This is a genomic window from Variovorax sp. 3319, from assembly GCF_031456585.1.
Taxonomy (GTDB): domain Bacteria; phylum Pseudomonadota; class Gammaproteobacteria; order Burkholderiales; family Burkholderiaceae_C; genus Variovorax; species Variovorax paradoxus_P.
In genome coordinates, this window is sequence record NZ_JAVDUZ010000018.1 from 21,099 (window position 1) to 39,481 (window position 18,383).

Sequence of the window (18,383 nt, forward strand, 5' to 3'; positions counted from 1 at the left end):
GTGAGTGCCTGACAGTGATGACGCGTCCATCAGGCCCCTGCGGCCGTCCTGCCGCGCCACCGCCATCCCGCGATCTCTGGCATGTCCTCACCCTTGGTGGTGACGTAAGCCCGATGCGCCAGCAACTGCTCGCGCAGGTGCTGCTGAACATGCGCCGCGCTGTTCATCAAGCGCGGCACCCGGTCGATCGCATCTGCGGCGAGATGGAAGCGGTCGAGTTGGTTCAGCACCGTCATGTCGAAGGGAGTGGTGGTCGTGCCTTCCTCCTGGTAGCCGTGCACATGAAAGCCCCCGTGGTTGGCGCGCTTGTACGTCAGGCGATGGATCAGCGCCGGATAGCCGTGGAACGCGAAGATCACCGGCTTGTCGGTCGTGAAGATCGAATCGAACACCGCGTCCGGCAGGCCATGCGGATGCGCTGACGGCGACTCCAGTGCCATCAGGTCGACCACGTTCACCACCCGCACCTTGAGCTCGGGCAGGTGCGTTCGCAGCAGGTCGACCGCCGCCATGGTTTCGAGCGTGGGCACGTCGCCGGCGCAGGCCATCACCACATCGGGCGTGACGCCGGCATCGTTGCTGGCCCAGTTCCAGATGCCCACTCCGACACTGCAGTGCCGCACGGCGGCCTCGATGTCGAGCCACTGCGGCGCGGGTGCCTTGCCGGCGACGATCACGTTCACGTAGTTGCGGCTGCGCAGGCAATGGTCTGCCACCGACAGCAGCGTGTTCGCGTCCGGGGGCAGATAGACCCGCACCACCTCGGCTTTCTTGTTGACCACATGGTCGATGAAGCCCGGGTCCTGGTGGCTGAAGCCGTTGTGGTCCTGCTGCCAGACATGGCTGGTCAAAAGGTAGTTGAGCGACGCGATGGGGCGCCGCCAGCCGATGTGGCGCGTCACCTTCAGCCATTTGGCGTGCTGGTTGAACATCGAATCGATGATGTGGATGAAGGCCTCGTAGCACGAGAAGAAGCCGTGGCGCCCGGTGAGCAGGTAGCCTTCGAGCCAACCCTGGCAGAGGTGCTCGCTGAGCACTTCCATCACGCGCCCGTCGGGCGCGACGTGGTCGTCGGTCGGCTCGATGCGTGCCGTCGAAGTCCGGTTGGTCACTTCGAGGAGCGCACCCAGGCGGTTCGACACGGTCTCGTCCGGGCCCATCACCCGGAAGTTCTGCTGTTCGTCGTTGCGCCGCATCACGTCGCGCAGGAAACCGCCGAGCACCCGCGTGGCTTCGCCTTGCGAGGCGCCGGGCGACTCGACCGCCACGGCATGGTCGCGGAAGTCCGGCAGCTGGAGGTCGCGAAGCAGCGCGCCGCCGTTGGCGTGCGGATTGGCGCTCATCCGGCGCTGGCCACGCGGCGCGACGCCGGCGATGTGGGCGTGGAGCCTGCCCTGGGCGTCGAACAGTTCCTCGGGCCGGTAGCTGCGCATCCAGTCTTCGAGCAGGCTGATGTGCGCCGGGTGCTGCGCAAAGCCGGTCAGCGGCACCTGGTGCGCGCGCTGCGTACCTTCGATCGGCGCGCCGTCCACCACCTTCGGCCCGGTCCAGCCCTTGGGCGAACGCAGCACGATCATCGGCCACCGGTGCCGGCGGGTGAAGCCGTCTTGGCGCGCTTCGGTCTGGATCGCGCGGATGACGTCGAGCACCGTGTCGAGCGCCAGGGCCATCGCGCGATGCATCGTCTCCGGATCGTCGCCGGAAACGAAATGCGGCTCATGGCCGTAGCCGCGCATCAGCTGGGTGAGTTCCTCGTCGCCGATGCGCGCCAGCACCGTCGGGCCGGCGATCTTGAAGCCGTTGAGGTGCAGGATGGGTAGCACCGCGCCGTCGCGCGCGGGATTGAGAAACTTGTTGGAATGCCAGCTCGCCGCGAGCGCGCCGGTCTCGGCCTCGCCGTCGCCGATCACGCAGCACGCGATGAGCCCCGGGTTGTCGAACACGGCGCCGTAGGCGTGCAGCAGCGAGTAGCCCAGCTCGCCGCCTTCGTGGATCGAGCCCGGCGTTTCAGGCGCGACATGGCTCGGGATGCCACCAGGAAAAGAGAACTGGGTGAAGAGGCGCTGCATGCCGTCCGCGTCGAGGCCGACGTCCGGGTAGACCTCGCTGTAAGTGCCCTCGAGCCAGGTGTTGGCGACGACGCCGGGGCCGCCGTGGCCCGGGCCGGCAACGAAGAGCGCATCGAGGTCGCGCGCGACGATCGCGCGGTTCATGTGGGCGTAGACGAAGTTCAGGCCCGGCGTCGTTCCCCAGTGGCCGAGCAGCCGCGGCTTGATGTGCGCAAGTTCCAGTTTGCGTTGGAGCAGCGGGTTGTCCATCAGGTAGATCTGTCCGACCGACAGGTAGTTGGCCGCGCGCCACCAGGCGTCGAGCAGCCTGAAGTCTTCGGGAGGGGCGCGTTCGGGTGGGCGGTTCATGGGCAGGCTCCGGGGGTTGGATGAAGGGAAAGGACTTGGCAGGCCTCGTCAGCGATCACCTGTTCTTCGTCGGTGTGCATGACGAGCACGGCGATCCGAGCGTCTTCGGGCCCGGGCGGCACGCCGAGCCAGGCGAGATGGCGACATACGGCGTCTCGCACGGCCGGCTGGTTCTCGCCGACGCCGGCCGTGAACACGAGCGCTTCGTGCGCCTCGGGCGCGTCGCTCGCGAGCAGTTCGCGCACGTCGCCCGAGACGCCGGACAGTCCCAAGAGGCCCGAGCGGTGATAGAGCATGTCTTCGACCGTGTCGATCGACTGACCGGGCTGCCTGAGCAGATGAATCAGCACGCCGGGGTCGAGCGCGCCGCTGCGCGTGGCCATCGGAATGCCGTCGAGCGTGGAAAAGCCCATGCTGGTCTCGCGGCTCGCACCGTGCAGCAAGCCGCACAAGCTGGCACCGCTGCCCAGATGCGCGACCACGACGCGACCCGCGGCGATCCCGGGGTGCTGCTGCCGCAGCTGCGACGCGATGCATTGGTACGACAGGCCATGAAAGCCGTAGCGCCTGATGCCCTGGTCGAACAGCGCGCGCGGCAGCGCATAGCGGCGCGACGCAGCGCTCTGGCTGCAGTGGAAGGCCGTGTCGAACGAGGCCGACTGCGGCAGCGCCGGTGCGACGCGCCGCAGCGCATGGATCAGTCGCAGGCTCTGCGGCTGGTGCAGCGGCGCGAGCGACGCCAGTGCCTCGATTGCGGCGAGCGTGCCCTCGGTGATTGCCACGGGGCCCTCGAACGCGTCCCCCCCGTGCACGACGCGGTGGCCGGCCGCAACGAGCCGTGCGCGGGGCGCGGCATCGTTGACCCAATCCAGTGCCTTCGCCATCACGCCAGACAAGGCATCGGGCGACGCATCGAAGGTGCATCGGGCAATGGCGCGTGCCGCGCCGGCGTCGATCGCGAACAGCCCGAGCTTGATCGATGAGGACCCGGGATTGAAGGTCAGCAACACATTGCCTGTCATGGGCCATCATGCACCGCTTCCCCGGTCCGCGGTGTCTTGAACGGTCTCGCTCGCGCAAGCGCCTGCGCAGCGGACACTTTGGCGGGCGGATCGCGCGGCTCGCAGCGCTTCGCAGGCTCGCTTGCCGTCGATGCAGCCCGCGCCGGCACGTGGATGGCGTATTCGGACCCGTCCATCGCCAAGGCGTCCGTGATGGACCGCATCGGGCCCACTGGCCAAGTTCGACCTCTCGCGTGGCGGGTTGATCCGGTGCCAAGCGTTGGAAACACGATCTCGACAGGGGCATTCCGCTGGGCTCGGGCCCGCGCTCGGCCGGGGACGCATTCAAGGTTTTGCCAAATCCGATGGCCGCCGACGTGCTTCGCCTGTCCACGAAGCGCCACACTTCGACGATCACGCCACAGAAACAGGCACGCGGCGCGGTTTGGTGATCAACTGCGACTTCCATGGCACACAAGGCCGCAACAACACCTCCCGCCTCTGCGCGCCCACCGCCGTGCACGCGTTCGGTGGCAGCGTCGTGTTCAGCGACACCTTGATGTCGCGCTTACACGTCCAGTCATCCAAGCACGCTCGGCATACGGACGCCCGCCAGCCGTCGCAGGCGCTGGGCCTGTGCTTGCTCTGTGCGCTGCTCTGGTGGCTGTCGGCGGGCAGCGCGCTGGCGGCCGTCAACCGCACTGCGACTATGGACAACGTCGCATTCGGCACGGTCGACTTGGTCGCCGGGGGCTCCCCCTCGCCCGCCAACGCCACGCTGAACTACACCTGCACGAATGACGGGCTGCTCACCGAACAGGCCAGGGTCTGCTTCAACATCGGCGACGGCAACGAAGGGTTGGGAAACTTCAATCCGCGCGTCATGAAGAATCCTGCGGGGAACACCTTGAGCTTTCAGCTCTACCAAGCGACGGGCGGCCTGGTGTGGGGATCGAACGGCAATGCGGCCGCGCCGAACCCCTTTACCGTTGGACTGAGCATCCCGCCTTGGACGCTTTTCGGCGGCGTGGGGCGCGTCTCGGGAAGCACCAACCTGCGCGGGGAACTGGTCGCAGGCCAGAGCACGGTGCCGCCGGCCATCTACCAAGACGATTTTTCGGGTGGGCACACCTCCATCATGGTCACGTCGAACGCGTTCGCCATGCCCGCCAACTGCAACAACGTACTGCTTTCCAACAGATTCGCTTTCAGGGTCACGGCGACGGTGACCAAGAGCTGCCTCTTCACGGCCGATCCCCTGAACTTCGGCACGGTATCCGGCCTGCCTGGCGCCGCCGATGTCGACCAGGCGAGCACGATCAGCATCATCTGCACGACGCCGACCGCGTACACGGTCGCCCTGACACCGTCCAATGGCTCGACAACCGGCGCCGGCGCGATGACGCCGACAGGTGGTGTGCCCGGCAACACCGACTCCGTCGCGTACCAGTTGCACCGCAACACGGCCCGTTCGAGCCCCTGGGGCAGCACCGCCGGCGCGAACACGGTCGCAGGGGCCGGCAACGGATTGGCGCAGGCGCTGACGGTGTACAGCCGTGTCCTCGGCAGCAGCGCCAACGTGCGGCCCGACAGCTACCGGGACGTCGTGACGGTCACTGTCACGTACTGAAGCGAGGGGGCCGATGGATGGGCCGCGACGTCGTCACTGCTCTCACGAGTCCAGCTGACCCCCGATGGCGGAGCCACCCTGGACGCAACGTCTGGCGTTTCGAAGCAGGACCCCATCGTGGAAGGCGACCTAGGTTTGCCAAGGCGGGGCTTCACCCCTTGGTCAGCGACATCGACGGGTCCCAGCCGACGTCTTCTCCGCCGGCACACAGCGGCAAGTACTTCGCGTTGGGCGTCGGTCACTGGATCGTGCCCGCGCCGACCCATCCCTGCCTGGACTCCTCTTGCTCGGCGTGGTCCGGGGACCATGTGGACGCCCACCCCACGGGCCTGCCCGGCGCGGGGCGCCATTGCACGTTGAAGGCGCCTTCGGATCATCGCTTGTGCCGTGCGTGCTCCTGGACAGCTTGCCCGGCTGCGGTCCCGTTTGGACGCGCCCGGTCGCACCTGGCCCCCTACGAGTAGGAGATCTCATGCGGATGGAACGGAACGCCGCGTTCCATCCCGCCAGCTTGACTCTGGCGCAGTCGCCCTCGCGCCCGCGATTTTCACCAAGCCGCGACGGCGCGCGGGCACGGAGAATTTCTGCCGAATGCAGGTGAGCGTGTCGTCTTCCTCAGGGGCATGTGTGTCGTGGCGGGAGAAAAAAACCCAGCGAGCAGCTGGGTGTGAACCTCGATGCGGTGGCGCACTGAGGTCCCGCAGAGGAAGCGGGAGAACCTAAGTTAGGCCTTCCCCCCGTTTGCAAGCGTCGGACAAGGGCCTGCTTCCGATGGCGGATCGGCCGACCTGCGTTGCGAGCCTTCGGCGGGCCTTTCGTGCGGCCAAACACCGCGATGGGCTCACGATTGCAAGCCACGACGCCGGCCTGCTGGAGCCCGCGTCGCGTCGACCGCGCACGGCGCGCGGATCCGATCCTACAGATCATGTGGTCCCCGCCGCCGTGCGGCGAAAAACGCGCGCGGCTGCGCAGCACACGTCCCTCGAAAACGAGAAGCCCGGTGATCTGACCCTGCACTGGTGTTGTCCGCCTGCTCGCACCGACCGGCGGCCTTCTACGGCCCGGACATTCGGCGCGGCTGGCCTACTTCGGTTCCGCGGCCGGAGGCGTCGACCTGCTTTCGCTGGCCTTCCGATCAGGGCGTGTACGGCTGCGTTCCGCGGCGCCTTGCGGGGCGGGCTTTGGATCGGCGCTCGCAGCGGCAGCTCCGTCAGAGCCGCCCCCTGACGGGCTTTGTTGGCGTGCAGCCTCGGGCGTGGCAGCGCTGGTGCCACCGGCCGGGTGCGTCGGAGGCGTGGTCGGGCTCGGCGTCGATGTTGCATCGCCGCCGACGGCAGGATGGGTGGGTGGTGCCCCCGGGGCCGTCGTCTGGGCCGAGGAAGCGAAGGATCCGAGCGCCAGGCAAGCTGCCGCCAGCGCGTGAGTGAATGCGGTCATGCCGTGTCTCCTTTGAAGCGGGTCGCCATTTGGCGCCTGCCCAGGACCCCTGCTGTGCGCGGCAGGCCCCGCTCGTTGTCGGCGGGAACCTACGCGAGAGCGCCGCTGCATTCGATCCAGACACATTCCGTCCCACGGCCACTTCAGCGGCGTGCCCAGCCAGGAATGCGCGCCTGTGGCGCGAAGGGGCACATCGCTGGTGTGCCTCAAGGTGACGGGGGCCTGCCGCCAGAGGCTGGCGCGTTGGGGCGGCTCCAGCGCGCAGTGCGATCACCCTTGGGCGCTTTGCGCGCAAGCAGATGCGCGGAATGCGGCGGCAGCACGCCCCCCGCTCAGCGGCGGTATGGATTGTGGGGACGACGGTCATAGCGGTCAGGGACGCCATCCCGGTCGCTGTCCCGACGTGCATGACGGTAGTGGGCGCGGCGGTCGTGCCGGTGGTCATAGCGATGGCGTGTCACGTGGCGCGGCGGCGGGGGGGCCACCACGACCACGTGCGGTCGGTAACCGCGGTCTCCAGGATGCGGCTGCGCCTGCGCGGGCGCACTGAGCGCGGACAGCGCGAGCAAGGCTGCAGCACCGAATGCAAGGGAAAACTTCTTCATTGCAACTCCTTTGAGTCGTGTTCAGGAGCTCCGATACTGAGGCCGGACTGTGAAGGACGGGTAAGTCGGCGGCGAAGTTTCGATGAATGCCTGTGGGGAGATTCCCGTATGCACGGCCGTGGTGTCGATCCTCGATGTCGCCGCGCCGTCGATCCGTGCGGGGCTTGCCCTGAGACGCCCGAGGTTCGACGACCGATGTTTCGGGCCGCAGCAAGGCCGGTCCTGACAGCCCACGTGCGGCCGGCGGCTGGCGCTGTGCCACGCCTGCCGTGCGCAATCACACGCGTGATTTGGCGGTATGCGCGTGCGGCGAACGGCCACCGCGGATTTCGCCCCGACGCCGGAGAACGGACGCCTCAGATGTCGATGCCAAGCACAGCCCTGTGCGCGATGGGATGCCACACCTTGCCAGTTCTGCTGGCCTTGGCGAGCCGTTCGAGGAAGGTCCTCGGCAGCTGCCTTCCCGGCGGGTGCGAGCAAAGTATTCCATCCCATGAGGCATGGGTGAGCACGATGGCAGCGCCGTACCCCGCGAGCCTGTCGAACGCCTCAGCAACAAACAGGGGCATACGCGGTTGAGTCACCTCGATCCACACGGTCACATTAAGGTCCAGATGGTTGGCCGCATCGATGGCCGCAGCCAGCAAACCGGCCGCTTTTCCCGTGATGATGGCAGCGGCCGACCCCGACGCACTGATCGTTATATGCACCACCGGGAAGTCGGGGTTGGACACATCGCTCCAAACAGTGGATCGGCCGCTTCGCACCATCGCATCGCCAGACATCATCGCCTTCGATGAAGAAGATGGCGAGCTCTTCGGCGCCATTGCGTGCCGGACAGCACTCGTCAGCCCCAGGGTTGCGTCGGACGGGAGGGCCGCTCCCTATCGAAGGATGCGCACTACTCACGTTCCCCAAACGCGTGTTCGAGCATTCTCCGGTAAAAGACGCTTGATAAGTCGATACCAGATGCAAGGGGCCGCCTCGAGCTTTCCCCCCGTGGCAGGAGCCTGCACTCGGGGCGCAGGCCCACGTCACAGCTCGCGTTTTGAAAACGTACCAACGAAGCAGTTCGACTTAATGTGATGTCTTCATACAGGCAATGCGTAAGCCAAAAGCATCAGAAACGCACCACCTATGCATATAAGCGCGTTCGGACAATGGCCGCCCTTTGGGCTCGGCAAAGCGATCGAAGGGGAAATGAATGCCGCTCTTATTCTGATGAGGCTTCTTCAGGCAGAACTTCCCGTGCGGGTGGTCCAACCCGAGGAAATTCGACATGTCTCGGCGCTCCTTGCCACGGGCCTCATCGTGGCTGAGATCTCGGGGCTCGAGCCCACCGGCTGATACGCCGCACCACGCATGGCGACGGTGATCGCCATTACCGATGAGGGGCGGGCCGAGATCGCGAAGATTGGAAAGCCGCCCGAACTGGGCAAGACCACGATGCAGTTTTCTAATGGCTTGCGGCTGATGTGACTTCTCATTCGGCTTGCATCGAGCCCATTGCCACACATTCAAGGTTTGAAGGTTCACTGGTGGCAGTGCGTTCCTGCCGGTCACTCGGCATCGCCGGAGTCGGGAACACACAGTCGACGTGAAATTCGAAGATCTTCGCGCTGCCCCACGCGAGCCCAGCGAACCCACCCGAACAACGGCAGGCGCCCGCACCACGTAAGGATGGCCAACGCCTCCGCCCCATCGGGCGGGCGACCTTCACCTTGGGTCCAACGATCCGACCATTCGGCGCTCAGTCGTCCTCGCGCCGCCCGGAATGGTTGAAAGCCAGCAGCAAGCCGGCGAGCAACGCGCCGCCTGCCGCGGCGATCAGTACCGCTTTGACCGGTTCGTCCGCGATCCGCTTCACACAGGAGGCCTGCCAATCATCTGCATGCTCCCTGAGGCTCGCCATGGTTTTCCCGGCCTCGTTGACGGCCTCTCGGGCGTAGGCCCTGCCCGTGCCGGCAGCGTCCGAGGCCACGTCTGCCGCGTCCGCCGCGATCCCCCGAACGGTGTCGAAGGCCTCGCCAGCGGTCGCCTTTGCATCCATGGCGCTTGTCCGCAACGCTTGGGCTGCATCCGTGGCGATCGTCTTCGCCTCGCCCGCGAGGCCGCCCGCCGCCGTCGATGCGTCATGTGCGACCTGGCGAGCCTCTTCGGCAAGTTGGGAAGCTGTCTTTGTGTCGTCTGCCATGGCTGCCTTTTAAAAGAGCAAAGCGGTTGTGCAGCAGGTATTGGGTCGTGGTCGTGCGCGCCATCACGTGGGGGCGTACAGGGATCGGGTGTAGGTGATGGCCGCGGAAACACCTATTGCGAGCCAACCGGATGCTGTTGAGCGACGCCCGCAGCCCATACCCAGCGTTCCCTTCACTCGCCAGATGTGGTTGACAGCCCTCGCGAAGCAGGGTCGGATCGTTCGCACGGGAACGTCGGCGCAGTTCGCATCGCTCATCAAGAGCGATCTGGCGCGCTGGAAAAAGGTCGTCGTCGACGCGAAGATCGCTGTCGACTGAATCGGGCCACGGCGCGCATCGGAAGCTGCGGCGAAATTCTGGGTATCGCTCCCGTGCAAACGCGGATCGCGATCTTCGTGGCGAATTCGTTGAATGCTCCGCTGTCGCGTGTTTGCTGCGCTTAAGCCGGCCCTGAAATAGTCATCAACGGGAACGCCAGCTCACGAGAGAACGCAGTTCTCCAGCTCGCGGCTATGCACCACGCCGCCCTTGCGACGTGGCAGCAACGAGAACGCGAACGGTCTGCTCCGCGCCAGAGTCGGACCTTGGAGCGCTGGAATGGGATGGTGCCGACGCTAATGCGGAGGGATTGCATCCTTCTGCGTCAGGAAGTCAATCACCGCGCGCACGGCGGGAAGTTGCCCACGCTTGTGCGGTGTCAGGATCGTCGTCATCACGCTACCAGCGGTCCATGCCGGTAACACGCGCACCAACCGTCTCTCCCTGACTGCTTTCGCCGAGATGGCTTCCGGCAGGCAGACAATGCCGAGACCCGCTTCCGCTGCCTTTAACAATGCCACGGATTCATCGGCACAGAACTGCGTCCGAGGCGCAACGTCCACCGCGCGGCCATTCACATCGCTCAAGCGCCAGTGCTTCGTCGTCGCGTTGGTCATCAGTGCGTGGTGATCGCTCAAGGCCTCCGGCGTTGGCGGCTCGCCTCGCATGGCGACATAGGACGGCGCCGCCACCAGCGTCAGCGGCTCCTCATTCATGCGGCGCTGCACCAGGTCGGAATCCGGCAGCGCCGCGAAATGACTGCGGATGGCGAGGTCGAAGCCCTCCTGCACCAGGTCAACGAAGCGGTCGGAGACATGCAACTGGATACGCAGCTTCGGATACTGCCAAGCGAGAATGGGCAAGCGATCCGCGAGGTGAAACTGCGCGGTGGGCACTGACGTGGTGATTCGCACCGTGCCGCTCGGTTCCGCCAGTCGCCGATGCACCACTGCTTCGGCCGCCTCCGCCTCGATCATCACCGCACGGGCGTGGTCGTACACATCGCGTCCCACCTCGGTCAGCGTGAAGTTGCGCGAGCTGCGATGAAGCAACTGCACGCGAAGCGTGGATTCCAACGCCGCGACACGCTTGCTGATGGTCGATTTTGGGCAGCCGAGACGCCGGGCGGCTGCGGCGAAGCCGCCGCTGTCGACCGCCTGAGCGAAGAAGTGCAAGTCGTTAAGGTTCAGCATCGACGTCTACTTATGTGGACATTGAGTATCAATTTACCCATCTTTTCGATCAAAGTTTACGTTTGTACATTTCAAATCCACCGATAACGGAGAAATGAAATGAAAGCGACCTCTGAACCCATCTTCACCTCTGGCTTCCCGCTCGGCAGCTCGGCAGGGCTCGTCACCGCGTTTGAATGGCTCGGCCAGCCCTACCGCTTGACCCGCGTGGACATGCTGGGCGAGATGCGCACGGAAGCCTACAAACGCCTGAACGGCAGGGTGGAAACCCCTGTGCTGATCACCGACGAAGGCCGCGTGCTCACCGAGACGATCGCGATCGCCTTGTGGCTGGAGGGACGCGATACCGAGCGCCGCATCAGCTTCGAGCCCGGCACACCGCAGGCTGATCGGATGCACCAGTATCTGGCTTTCCTCAACACCGGCTTCACCGGCGCCTTCTATCCCATGTGGGTGGCACTGGAAGCGGCGGACGCCACCGAAGGCGACAAAGAAACCCTGCGCAAGTTCGGTCGCAGCTTCGTTGCCCTGCGACATGAACAGCTGGAGGCGCTGATCGGCGACAGCGACTATCTGCTCGGCAACGAGCCAACGCTGGCGGACGCCGTGTTCGCCGGCGTGGCGCGTTGGGCGGACTTCCACCAGGCGATTGAACCGCGCGACTATCCGCGCATTCGCGCGCTGCGCCAGCGCATCGAAGCCGATCCTGCGTTTCGCTTCGCACTGGCGGTCGAAGACGGCAAGCCGGGTGGCGGCAACGGCGCTATGAAGGGACTTGTTCCGCTCGAAGACGTGCTCCGCAATGCAAGCCGTGCCTTGGCGGCCTGAGACGCTTGAAAAGAGGTCTCGCAAGCCACTCTGCAGGTGACATGCAAGACCATGTTCTATCCTCCGCACAACACCTCGCGAAGCCGACGCCTGGAATCAGCTCATCGCAAAGGTTGCGTCCTGAGTGTCCCCTTCGGGCGTTTTCCAGTTGGGTCTCGGCGTCCCGTTCCAGACCTTCAGCTCGAACGTCCGCCTTCAGGAAAAGCTCGACTTACGCTTTTAGCCCCGAAGCGGCCGGGCCGCGTCGGACCGGCGATCGCCGAGCGGGCTCATGAGTTCGCGCAGGCTCATGGGCGCTTCGAATCGACGCTCGTGAACCTTGCCGAATTCTCGCTACCAGCGTTCGAGGAACCGGAACATCCGCGGTTTTCGCAATCCATTGGGCCGGCGGCGGCGAACCTCGTCTCATGATCAGTCTCTTCGGGGTGTCGCTGAGGGTTCGATGAAAACTTTTCACGGCGGAAAGAAAAGCATCCCGCCATATTGATCCACCGCAACGGTGGAAAACTCGCCGGGATGTTCCTGCATTTGAGCTCTCGGCTTGCCGACAGGAGGCCAAGTTACATCAACCGGAAACCGCGGCTGAATTGGATCGAGGTTCTTACAGGTGCCGCCACCTCGCTCATCGCCGCCAGCTCGGCATGCCCAGCCTGGGTGATACACGTCACTGTGGCCAAGCGAGGCGGGACGTAGGGGGTGAACGAGCTGAGGGTCATGATCTCGGCCTCGATGAGGCCGGTAGCCAATAGCACCGAGACGTGCCGAATCTCTTCTGGCTCGACAACCCGAACCGGGAGTTGCACGTGTTTCAGTCTGTACAAGAACGAAAGCGGCATTAGGGTCTTTCTGTCAGGGACGGGATTCATAGGCCACGCTAGTCAGAAAAACCGCTCGCCACTGTGCGCCAGCGCACCGTGGCGTCAAAAATAAAGTACCTCGGTTGGTGCGCCACCGTACAGACGCTATGGCACTGGCCGCAGAATCATGAAAACTTTGGAAGCGGCTCCCTGCCATGGTCCTGCCTGCGCGTTCGTCTTCGTTGCCAGCGGCTGCCGCGCGCAATGGTCTGCTCGCTGCCATTCCTCCCGAGGTGATGGCCCGCATGGAGCCGTTTCTGGAGCTGGTGACACTGCGTCTCGGGGAGGTGCTCTATGAGTCGGGCGTCGTCCAGGAGCACGTGTATTTCCCGACCGGATGCATCGTCTCGTTGCTGTACGTGCTGGAGAATGGACAATCTGCCGAGATCGCGGTGGTCGGCTTCGAAGGCATGGTCGGCGTGTCGCTGCTGATGGGTGGAGGTAGCACGCCCAACCGCGCGGTCGTGCAAAGCGCGGGCCAGGCGTTCCGGCTCAGCGCAGCTCACATCAAGGACATGACCCAGCAGGGCGGTCCGCTGCTGCAGCTTTTGCTGCGCTACACGCAGTCGCTGATCACGCAGATGTCGCAAACCGCCGTCTGCAACCGGCACCACTCACTGGAGCAGCAACTGTGTCGCTGGCTGCTCCTGAGTCTGGATCGCCTGCCGGGCAGCGAACTGGTGATGACGCAGGAGCTCATTGCCAACATGCTCGGCGTGCGGCGCGAGGGGGTGACGGAGGCGGCGGGCAAACTGCAACGGCTGAACCTGATCAAGTACGCGCGCGGGCATATCACCGTGCTCGATCGACCCGGGCTCGAACGTCAGGTGTGCGAGTGCTACCAAGTGGTCAAGCGCGAGACGGACCGGCTGCTGCCGCACCGGCCGGCCCCCTGAGTTGGCGCGTTCGCGCACTTTCGGCTGCTGCTGGGTGCGCAGGCGCACATAGCGCAGCAGCTCTGTCGGCCACAATGCGGGTGCCAGCGCGGACCCGCCCGGGCACCTCTGGCTTTTCCTTTTTTCAAGGGCGGTGGCGTGACTTCAGACTCGGCCGCTCCGGCGCTCAATCGATTGCTCGAGGCGCTGCCGCCTGCCGACCGGGCACACCTGCTGGCGCGCTGCGACAGCGTGGAGTTGACTGCGCCGCAGGTCCTGTACGAACCTGGCGACGCGATGCTGCACATCCACTTTCCAACGAGCGCATTCGTATCGCTGGTGTCGACGGCCGATGGTCACGACGGCCTGCAGACTGGCATGGTGGGCAGCGAAGGTGCTGTGGGCCACGAGCTGTCGCTGGGCGTGCAGCGTTCCCCGCTGCGCACGCTGGTCCAGGGCTCCGGCCTCGCATGGCGGCTCACTGCGCAGGCGCTCGAGCAGGAACTGCTTGCAAGTCCTCCGCTGAAGCGCGTGCTCCATCGCTACGTGTGCGCGCTGCTTACGGAGTTCGGCCGCTTGGGCCTGTGCCACCAGTTCCACCAGATCGAAGAGCGTCTCGCGCGGTGGCTCCTCACGACGCAGGATTGCGCGCACTCGGCGCATCTGGCACTCACGCACGAAGTGCTGGGCCGGATGCTGGGTGTGCGCCGGGTCGGCATCACCAACGCGGCCACGGCACTGCATGCGCGGCACCTGATCGACTACCGCCGCGGCGTCATCACCATCACGGATCGCCCGGGGCTGGAAAACGCCGCATGCGACTGCTATCGCGCCAACCGGCGCAGCTATGCGGAATTGGTCCTCTGACATGTGACGGCAGTCGCACGGCGGCTCTTCGCCGATGCGACCACCGCCGAAACAAGAGATGGCGCCGAGTCGGCTCGAAGCCCGCAAAGACCGGCCCGCGCGCAAAATCCGCAGCCGCAGCAGAGGGCTTGCTTTACGAGGGCCTCTTGAGGCGGGGCGCAGAAGATGCTTCAATGGCAGGCGGCACGGTCGTGGCGCGATGCCCGCCGTGGCGCCACCGGACTTTCTCCTGCGCAACGGCCGACAGCCCGCGCGGCGTGATCCGTAGAACGTACATGGCGTGCAGCATCAGCACTTGGTTGTCGGTTCTCGCCTGCAGGGTCGCCTCGATCAGTCCGCCCTCGACCAGCCGCTTGGCCGCAGCGACATCGGCCGACAGGATCAGGAGCCGTGGCGGCGCCATGCGATCCAAGCGCATCAGCAGCTGGGTGTCCATCGCAAGTCCCTTTGGAGAGATCCCCGGCGCAGGTTTCTCACGATCCGACCGCCTCGGCGATAACGCAGCCTGCGCGGGGGACGGGTCAGCGGCCATGGTGCGTGCTTTCAACTGAAGATCCTGGAGAAAACGGCCGGGCGCTTTTCCCACCACGGCGTGGCTTTCACCTCGATCGACGTATATGACGGCCTGTACTCCAACGGCAGGCCCGGATCCGTGATCACCCGCAGCGCGCCTGCGACACGCAACGGGTGAGGCATGCTTCCCGCGCGAAGTGCCCCAAAGAGGATGTCGAGATCGCCCGCGCATTCCAGCACCACGTGCCTGAGGCGGGATGCGCCATCGCTCGACACGTCCGCGAGCTCCTCGCTCGCTGCCGCCCGCAACCGGGCGGTGAGTGCCTTCAGGAGTTCGGCCCAGTCGTCGAGTTCGTCGCGGCGAAGGACCAGCGGGATTTCCCCAGACAGCGGCTGGGGTGCGAGATGATGAGGCAATCCAGTGTGTGCAGAGTAGATCATGGGGTCCAAGGAGAGCGCGGCGCCAAGCCAGACTCTTGCTTCTAGTGCCCTGCGCCGACGGCGTCTGTGCGGAGACTCACATAGCACGTCCGATTGCCTGCTGGGTGCGTCAGGAGCGGAGCGCCGACTTGCCTTGCTGGGTCGCCATGCAAGGGCCCTTGCCCGTTGTCGCGGCAGGCGGCTTGCTGCGCGCCCGGTGATCTCGTCTCGCCGCGGCCCCCGCACCTTGCCGTGTGCGCAATGCCGGGATCAGCGACTGTCCGCTCCCATCGTGTTGGCTCGCATCGAATGCTGATCCCAGCCCCGGCCGATGGCCCAGCGAACCGGGCGGGAGCGTTCTCACCGAAGACAAGGTCGCGCTTTCCAGGCGCTGCGCTGCGCGGGCCTGCGCGGCAACGCCATTGATTGTTTGACTGCATTCGTTTTCGGAGTAGCCTGACGATAAACACGCGGGAGCATCGACGTGATGCGCCTACCGGGGTTGGCGGAGGCAAGTTCCTATGTCCGCAAACATGTCCCCTGCGGGCGCGATCGGCTCGCGCCCACCGCGAGCAGCATCACCGCTCGCGGTCCTTGGCATGCTCCTGGCCATGCCGATGTGGCCAGCCCCGGCCCATGCTGCCGAGCCAATGCCTGCCATGAGCAGTTCCCAGCACCGGTTCCAGGTCATGAGGGTGGTTCTTCCGACCTTCAAGGTGCTCGAGGTCACGCCGATGAGGAGCGGCCACGCATACCGCGTCTGGACCAACATGAAATCGGTGCTCATCGGAGGGCGCGAATACCGCTTCGACAAGATCGGAGAAGCGTCCTTCACAGTGGCCCGCACCAATGCCGAGCGCCATGACAGCCTCGGCCCGGCCTGGCGCGTCCAGATCGATGCGACGCCGTCCACCAGCCGCGGCGCTTTGCCGCAAGGCGCCCTACTGACGGGTGACGCCCACCGCGCGACGAGGGTGACGGTGATTTACTGAGGAGAGGGGGTCGATCGCTCGGACTTTACGTCGTCGCTGTTGAGGCGAAGACGTGACATTGCTTTCCACAGCCGAGCAGGTTCTGGAAACACGACGTCCGCTCAAGAATCGTCGACACAGGATCGAGCTTGCCCGAGCGCGCCTGTCGACCTCGCGCCGCGCTTCCTCGCCGCGTGCGGCCCCATTCGGAACTTGGACGCCCCGGGCCTGTCCATGCGCACGCGCCATGGATGACCCTCGGGGGCGAGTCAATCGTGCACTTTGACCGTATTGCGCCCTGCTTCTTTGGCACGGTAGAGCGCTTCATCCGCGGCTTTCAATAGCTCGAACGGCGTGCTGCCCGGCTGCGGAACCCAGGCCGCCGCGCCGAGGCTGATGGACACGGTACCCAGCACTGCCGCCGCGTGGGGAATGTGCAAATCGATAACGGCCTGCCTTGCCCGCTGCGCAACCTCGAGCGCACCTTCAGCGTCTGTTCCAGGCAATAGCAGAACCATTTCCTCGCCCCCGTAGCGCGCGACGAGATCGGTCGAGCGCAGCACCGCCGTGCGCAGTGCCAGGGCGATCCGCTGCAGGCACTCATCGCCTTCCAGATGGCCGTACAGGTCGTTGTACTTCTTGAATTCGTCGACATCGACCATGACCACCGCCAGCGGCGTCTGGCTTTCCAGTGCCTGTTGGAAGTTGAAGACCAAGCGCGCATCGAAGTAGCGGCGGTTGGCCAGGCCCGTGAGCCCGTCTTCCTGGGCAAGATGCTCCAGGCGTTCATTGGCCTCGGTCAGGGCGTCGCGGGCGCTTCGCAGATTCAGCTCGGCCACCAGTCGTCTGCGCATCGATCGGATCAGGTAGCGTCCTGATACCGCGACGATCAAGCACAAGAGGACCACCCACGTTGTTTGATAGATCGACGCAGACTTCCACTCCTGCAAAGCCTCACCCTTGCCGACAGCTACCGTCACGAAGAGCGGATAGTCGAGGAGGTGCTCGAAGCTGATGATCCGCGTCACGCCGTCGATCGCCGATCTTCCTTCGACGGTGCCCGAGCGCGAAGCCTGGAAGATCTGATGGAACGGCGACTCCTTGTTGCGCCTGTTCATGTCGGCCTCCCGGAAGGGCCGGCGAACCAGGAGTTGGTCCGGCCCGAACAGCGCGATCGCGCCTTGCTCGCCGATCTGGAAGCGATCCAGGACGTTGAGCAGATGCTTGACGCTGAGCGTGACCAGTACGACACCGGCAAAATTTCCGTCCGGGTCGTTGATCCTCCGGGACACCGGGATCACCCATTCGCCCGAAGAGCGGCTCACGATAGGGCCGCTGATCAGCGTGCGTGCGCTCGGGTTGTTTCGATGGTGAATGAAATACTCGCGGTCCGAGTTGTTTTTCGTTCCGGCCGGAGATGCTTCCGAGTAGACCAGCCAGCGGCCTTGCTCGTCATAGATGAAAAGCCCCTTGATGGCCTGGATCTCGGAAGCATGGTTCACCAGGACCGGTTGAAGGCGCTGCAGCGCGTCGGGCGTGATGTCCGTGCGCTCGAGCTCGAAGACAATGCCCGAGATGATGTGCTCGGCCAGGGCCACGGTGCTGTCGATCTGCTGGCTGACCGCGCGCGCGAGGTTGGTATTGGCCCGCGCGATCTGCTCGTTTTCCGCCGTGCGCGCGCGAACGACCAGCCATGCGTTCATCACCAGCAGTGCCACGCACACGAACACGACAAACGAGGTCGTTCCGTAAATGACGCGACTTCTTTGGAGATCCGTTTTTCGGGCGACGGAGCCCGGGTCGGCTACGGGCCGTGGGCCGATGGATGCGGCCTGAGCAGGCTCCTTCGCCTCGGGAGAGGAAGCTTTTTTCATCGAAGGTCTGACGCCACAAAGAACATCGAACGCTGGGCTCTACCTCCCCGCGCACGGGCGCGCTGATCATCGCACCACGGCGGGGCTTTGCTCGCGCCTTCGGCTGCCTGCATCGAGCGCAGATCTTCTGCACCAGCATGGCGTGCCTGGAACAGGCGGGCGCAGCCCCAACCACTCCACGTTGCCGCGGTCATTGCGCGCCCTTGTGCGACACGAGGGCGCGTCCAATCAACGCGGGCAATTCCGTGGGCGGCACGGGCGGGCTGAACAGGTAGCCCTGCATTTCATCGCAGCCATGGGCGCGCAGGAATTCCAGCTGTTCCTCGGTTTCGACGCCTTCGGCGATGACCTTGAGATTGAGCTCATGCCCCAGTGAAATGAT

Annotated in this window: 16 protein-coding genes; 6 read left to right on the forward strand and 10 right to left on the reverse strand. The window is 65.1% G+C overall.

Annotated features, from left to right (window positions below):
- Window positions 1–29: 29 nt before the first annotated feature.
- Together J2X67_RS26505 and J2X67_RS26510 are read right to left on the reverse strand one after the other, a co-directional pair.
- Window positions 30–2,417, reverse strand: a complete 2,388-nt coding sequence (locus J2X67_RS26505) for a phosphoketolase family protein (RefSeq protein WP_309957935.1) — start codon at window positions 2,415–2,417, stop codon at window positions 30–32.
- Window positions 2,414–3,439, reverse strand: a complete 1,026-nt coding sequence (locus tag J2X67_RS26510; RefSeq protein WP_309957936.1) for an acetate/propionate family kinase — start codon at window positions 3,437–3,439, stop codon at window positions 2,414–2,416. The genes J2X67_RS26505 and J2X67_RS26510 overlap by 4 nt, the downstream gene beginning before the upstream one ends.
- 427 nt (window positions 3,440–3,866) lie before the next feature.
- Between J2X67_RS26510 and J2X67_RS26515 the strand changes: the two genes are divergently transcribed.
- The gene (locus tag J2X67_RS26515; RefSeq protein ID WP_309957937.1) at window positions 3,867–5,048 is read left to right on the forward strand and encodes a spore coat U domain-containing protein; all 1,182 of its coding nucleotides are present in this window, start codon (window positions 3,867–3,869) and stop codon (window positions 5,046–5,048) included.
- Between the two features lie 1,769 nt (window positions 5,049–6,817).
- On the opposite strand, the gene J2X67_RS26520 is transcribed toward J2X67_RS26515, so the two are convergent.
- The 3 genes from J2X67_RS26520 to J2X67_RS26530 all read right to left on the reverse strand — a co-directional run bounded on the left by J2X67_RS26520 (window position 6,818) and on the right by J2X67_RS26530 (window position 9,284).
- Window positions 6,818–7,090: a hypothetical protein gene (locus tag J2X67_RS26520; RefSeq protein WP_309957938.1), complete on the reverse strand. Its 273-nt coding sequence runs from the start codon at window positions 7,088–7,090 to the stop codon at window positions 6,818–6,820.
- Window positions 7,091–7,446: 356 nt separating this feature from the next.
- On the reverse strand, window positions 7,447–7,824 hold the full coding sequence (locus J2X67_RS26525) for a hypothetical protein (protein WP_309957939.1): 378 nt from the start codon (window positions 7,822–7,824) through the stop codon (window positions 7,447–7,449).
- 1,016 nt (window positions 7,825–8,840) lie between these two features.
- Window positions 8,841–9,284, reverse strand: coding sequence for a hypothetical protein (locus tag J2X67_RS26530; protein WP_309957941.1), 444 nt, complete (start codon window positions 9,282–9,284; stop codon window positions 8,841–8,843).
- A gap of 97 nt (window positions 9,285–9,381) precedes the next feature.
- Between J2X67_RS26530 and J2X67_RS26535 the strand changes: the two genes are divergently transcribed.
- Window positions 9,382–9,603, forward strand: a complete 222-nt coding sequence (locus tag J2X67_RS26535; protein WP_309957942.1) for a hypothetical protein — start codon at window positions 9,382–9,384, stop codon at window positions 9,601–9,603.
- 296 nt (window positions 9,604–9,899) lie between these two features.
- On the opposite strand, the gene J2X67_RS26540 is transcribed toward J2X67_RS26535, so the two are convergent.
- Window positions 9,900–10,796, reverse strand: a complete 897-nt coding sequence (locus J2X67_RS26540; RefSeq protein ID WP_281147552.1) for a LysR substrate-binding domain-containing protein — start codon at window positions 10,794–10,796, stop codon at window positions 9,900–9,902.
- 99 nt (window positions 10,797–10,895) lie between these two features.
- Between J2X67_RS26540 and J2X67_RS26545 the strand changes: the two genes are divergently transcribed.
- The 3 genes from J2X67_RS26545 to J2X67_RS26555 all read left to right on the forward strand — a co-directional run bounded on the left by J2X67_RS26545 (window position 10,896) and on the right by J2X67_RS26555 (window position 14,223).
- Window positions 10,896–11,624 (forward strand): glutathione S-transferase family protein, encoded by a 729-nt coding sequence (locus J2X67_RS26545; protein ID WP_309957943.1) that lies wholly within the window; start codon window positions 10,896–10,898, stop codon window positions 11,622–11,624.
- 1,012 nt (window positions 11,625–12,636) lie between these two features.
- Window positions 12,637–13,377, forward strand: coding sequence for a Crp/Fnr family transcriptional regulator (locus J2X67_RS26550; protein WP_309957944.1), 741 nt, complete (start codon window positions 12,637–12,639; stop codon window positions 13,375–13,377).
- Window positions 13,378–13,515: 138 nt separating this feature from the next.
- Window positions 13,516–14,223, forward strand: a complete 708-nt coding sequence (locus J2X67_RS26555) for a Crp/Fnr family transcriptional regulator (RefSeq protein WP_281147555.1) — start codon at window positions 13,516–13,518, stop codon at window positions 14,221–14,223.
- A gap of 133 nt (window positions 14,224–14,356) precedes the next feature.
- Here J2X67_RS26555 and J2X67_RS26560 read toward each other — a convergent pair whose 3' ends face one another.
- On the reverse strand, window positions 14,357–14,659 hold the full coding sequence (locus J2X67_RS26560; RefSeq protein ID WP_281147556.1) for a hypothetical protein: 303 nt from the start codon (window positions 14,657–14,659) through the stop codon (window positions 14,357–14,359).
- 107 nt (window positions 14,660–14,766) lie between these two features.
- On the reverse strand, window positions 14,767–15,177 hold the full coding sequence (locus J2X67_RS26565; protein ID WP_281147557.1) for a hypothetical protein: 411 nt from the start codon (window positions 15,175–15,177) through the stop codon (window positions 14,767–14,769).
- Between the two features lie 638 nt (window positions 15,178–15,815).
- On the opposite strand from J2X67_RS26565, the gene J2X67_RS26570 reads away from it, so the two are divergent.
- Entirely contained in the window at window positions 15,816–16,148 is a 333-nt protein-coding gene (locus J2X67_RS26570; protein WP_309957945.1) for a hypothetical protein, read from the forward strand.
- Between the two features lie 248 nt (window positions 16,149–16,396).
- On the opposite strand, the gene J2X67_RS26575 is transcribed toward J2X67_RS26570, so the two are convergent.
- Both J2X67_RS26575 and J2X67_RS26580 read right to left on the reverse strand, forming a co-directional pair.
- The gene (locus J2X67_RS26575; protein ID WP_309957946.1) at window positions 16,397–18,001 is read right to left on the reverse strand and encodes a diguanylate cyclase; all 1,605 of its coding nucleotides are present in this window, start codon (window positions 17,999–18,001) and stop codon (window positions 16,397–16,399) included.
- Window positions 18,002–18,191: 190 nt separating this feature from the next.
- Window positions 18,192–18,383 (reverse strand): EAL domain-containing protein (locus J2X67_RS26580; protein ID WP_309957948.1); only part of this gene is annotated, 192 nt, incomplete at its 5' end.

Excerpts from the sequence above, each read along its gene's own strand:
- J2X67_RS26505 (WP_309957935.1), bottom strand. The coding sequence starts at position 2,417 with ATGAACCGCCCACCCGAACGCGCCCCTCCCGAAGACTTCAGGCTGCTC.
- J2X67_RS26510 (WP_309957936.1), bottom strand. The coding sequence starts at position 3,439 with ATGACAGGCAATGTGTTGCTGACCTTCAATCCCGGGTCCTCATCGATC.
- J2X67_RS26520 (WP_309957938.1), bottom strand. The coding sequence starts at position 7,090 with ATGAAGAAGTTTTCCCTTGCATTCGGTGCTGCAGCCTTGCTCGCGCTG.
- J2X67_RS26530 (WP_309957941.1), bottom strand. The coding sequence starts at position 9,284 with ATGGCAGACGACACAAAGACAGCTTCCCAACTTGCCGAAGAGGCTCGC.
- J2X67_RS26535 (WP_309957942.1), top strand. The coding sequence starts at position 9,382 with ATGGCCGCGGAAACACCTATTGCGAGCCAACCGGATGCTGTTGAGCGA.
- J2X67_RS26540 (WP_281147552.1), bottom strand. The coding sequence starts at position 10,796 with ATGCTGAACCTTAACGACTTGCACTTCTTCGCTCAGGCGGTCGACAGC.
- J2X67_RS26545 (WP_309957943.1), top strand. The coding sequence starts at position 10,896 with ATGAAAGCGACCTCTGAACCCATCTTCACCTCTGGCTTCCCGCTCGGC.
- J2X67_RS26550 (WP_309957944.1), top strand. The coding sequence starts at position 12,637 with ATGGTCCTGCCTGCGCGTTCGTCTTCGTTGCCAGCGGCTGCCGCGCGC.
- J2X67_RS26560 (WP_281147556.1), bottom strand. The coding sequence starts at position 14,659 with ATGGACACCCAGCTGCTGATGCGCTTGGATCGCATGGCGCCGCCACGG.
- J2X67_RS26565 (WP_281147557.1), bottom strand. The coding sequence starts at position 15,177 with ATGATCTACTCTGCACACACTGGATTGCCTCATCATCTCGCACCCCAG.
- J2X67_RS26570 (WP_309957945.1), top strand. The coding sequence starts at position 15,816 with ATGAGCAGTTCCCAGCACCGGTTCCAGGTCATGAGGGTGGTTCTTCCG.
- J2X67_RS26575 (WP_309957946.1), bottom strand. The coding sequence starts at position 18,001 with ATGAAAAAAGCTTCCTCTCCCGAGGCGAAGGAGCCTGCTCAGGCCGCA.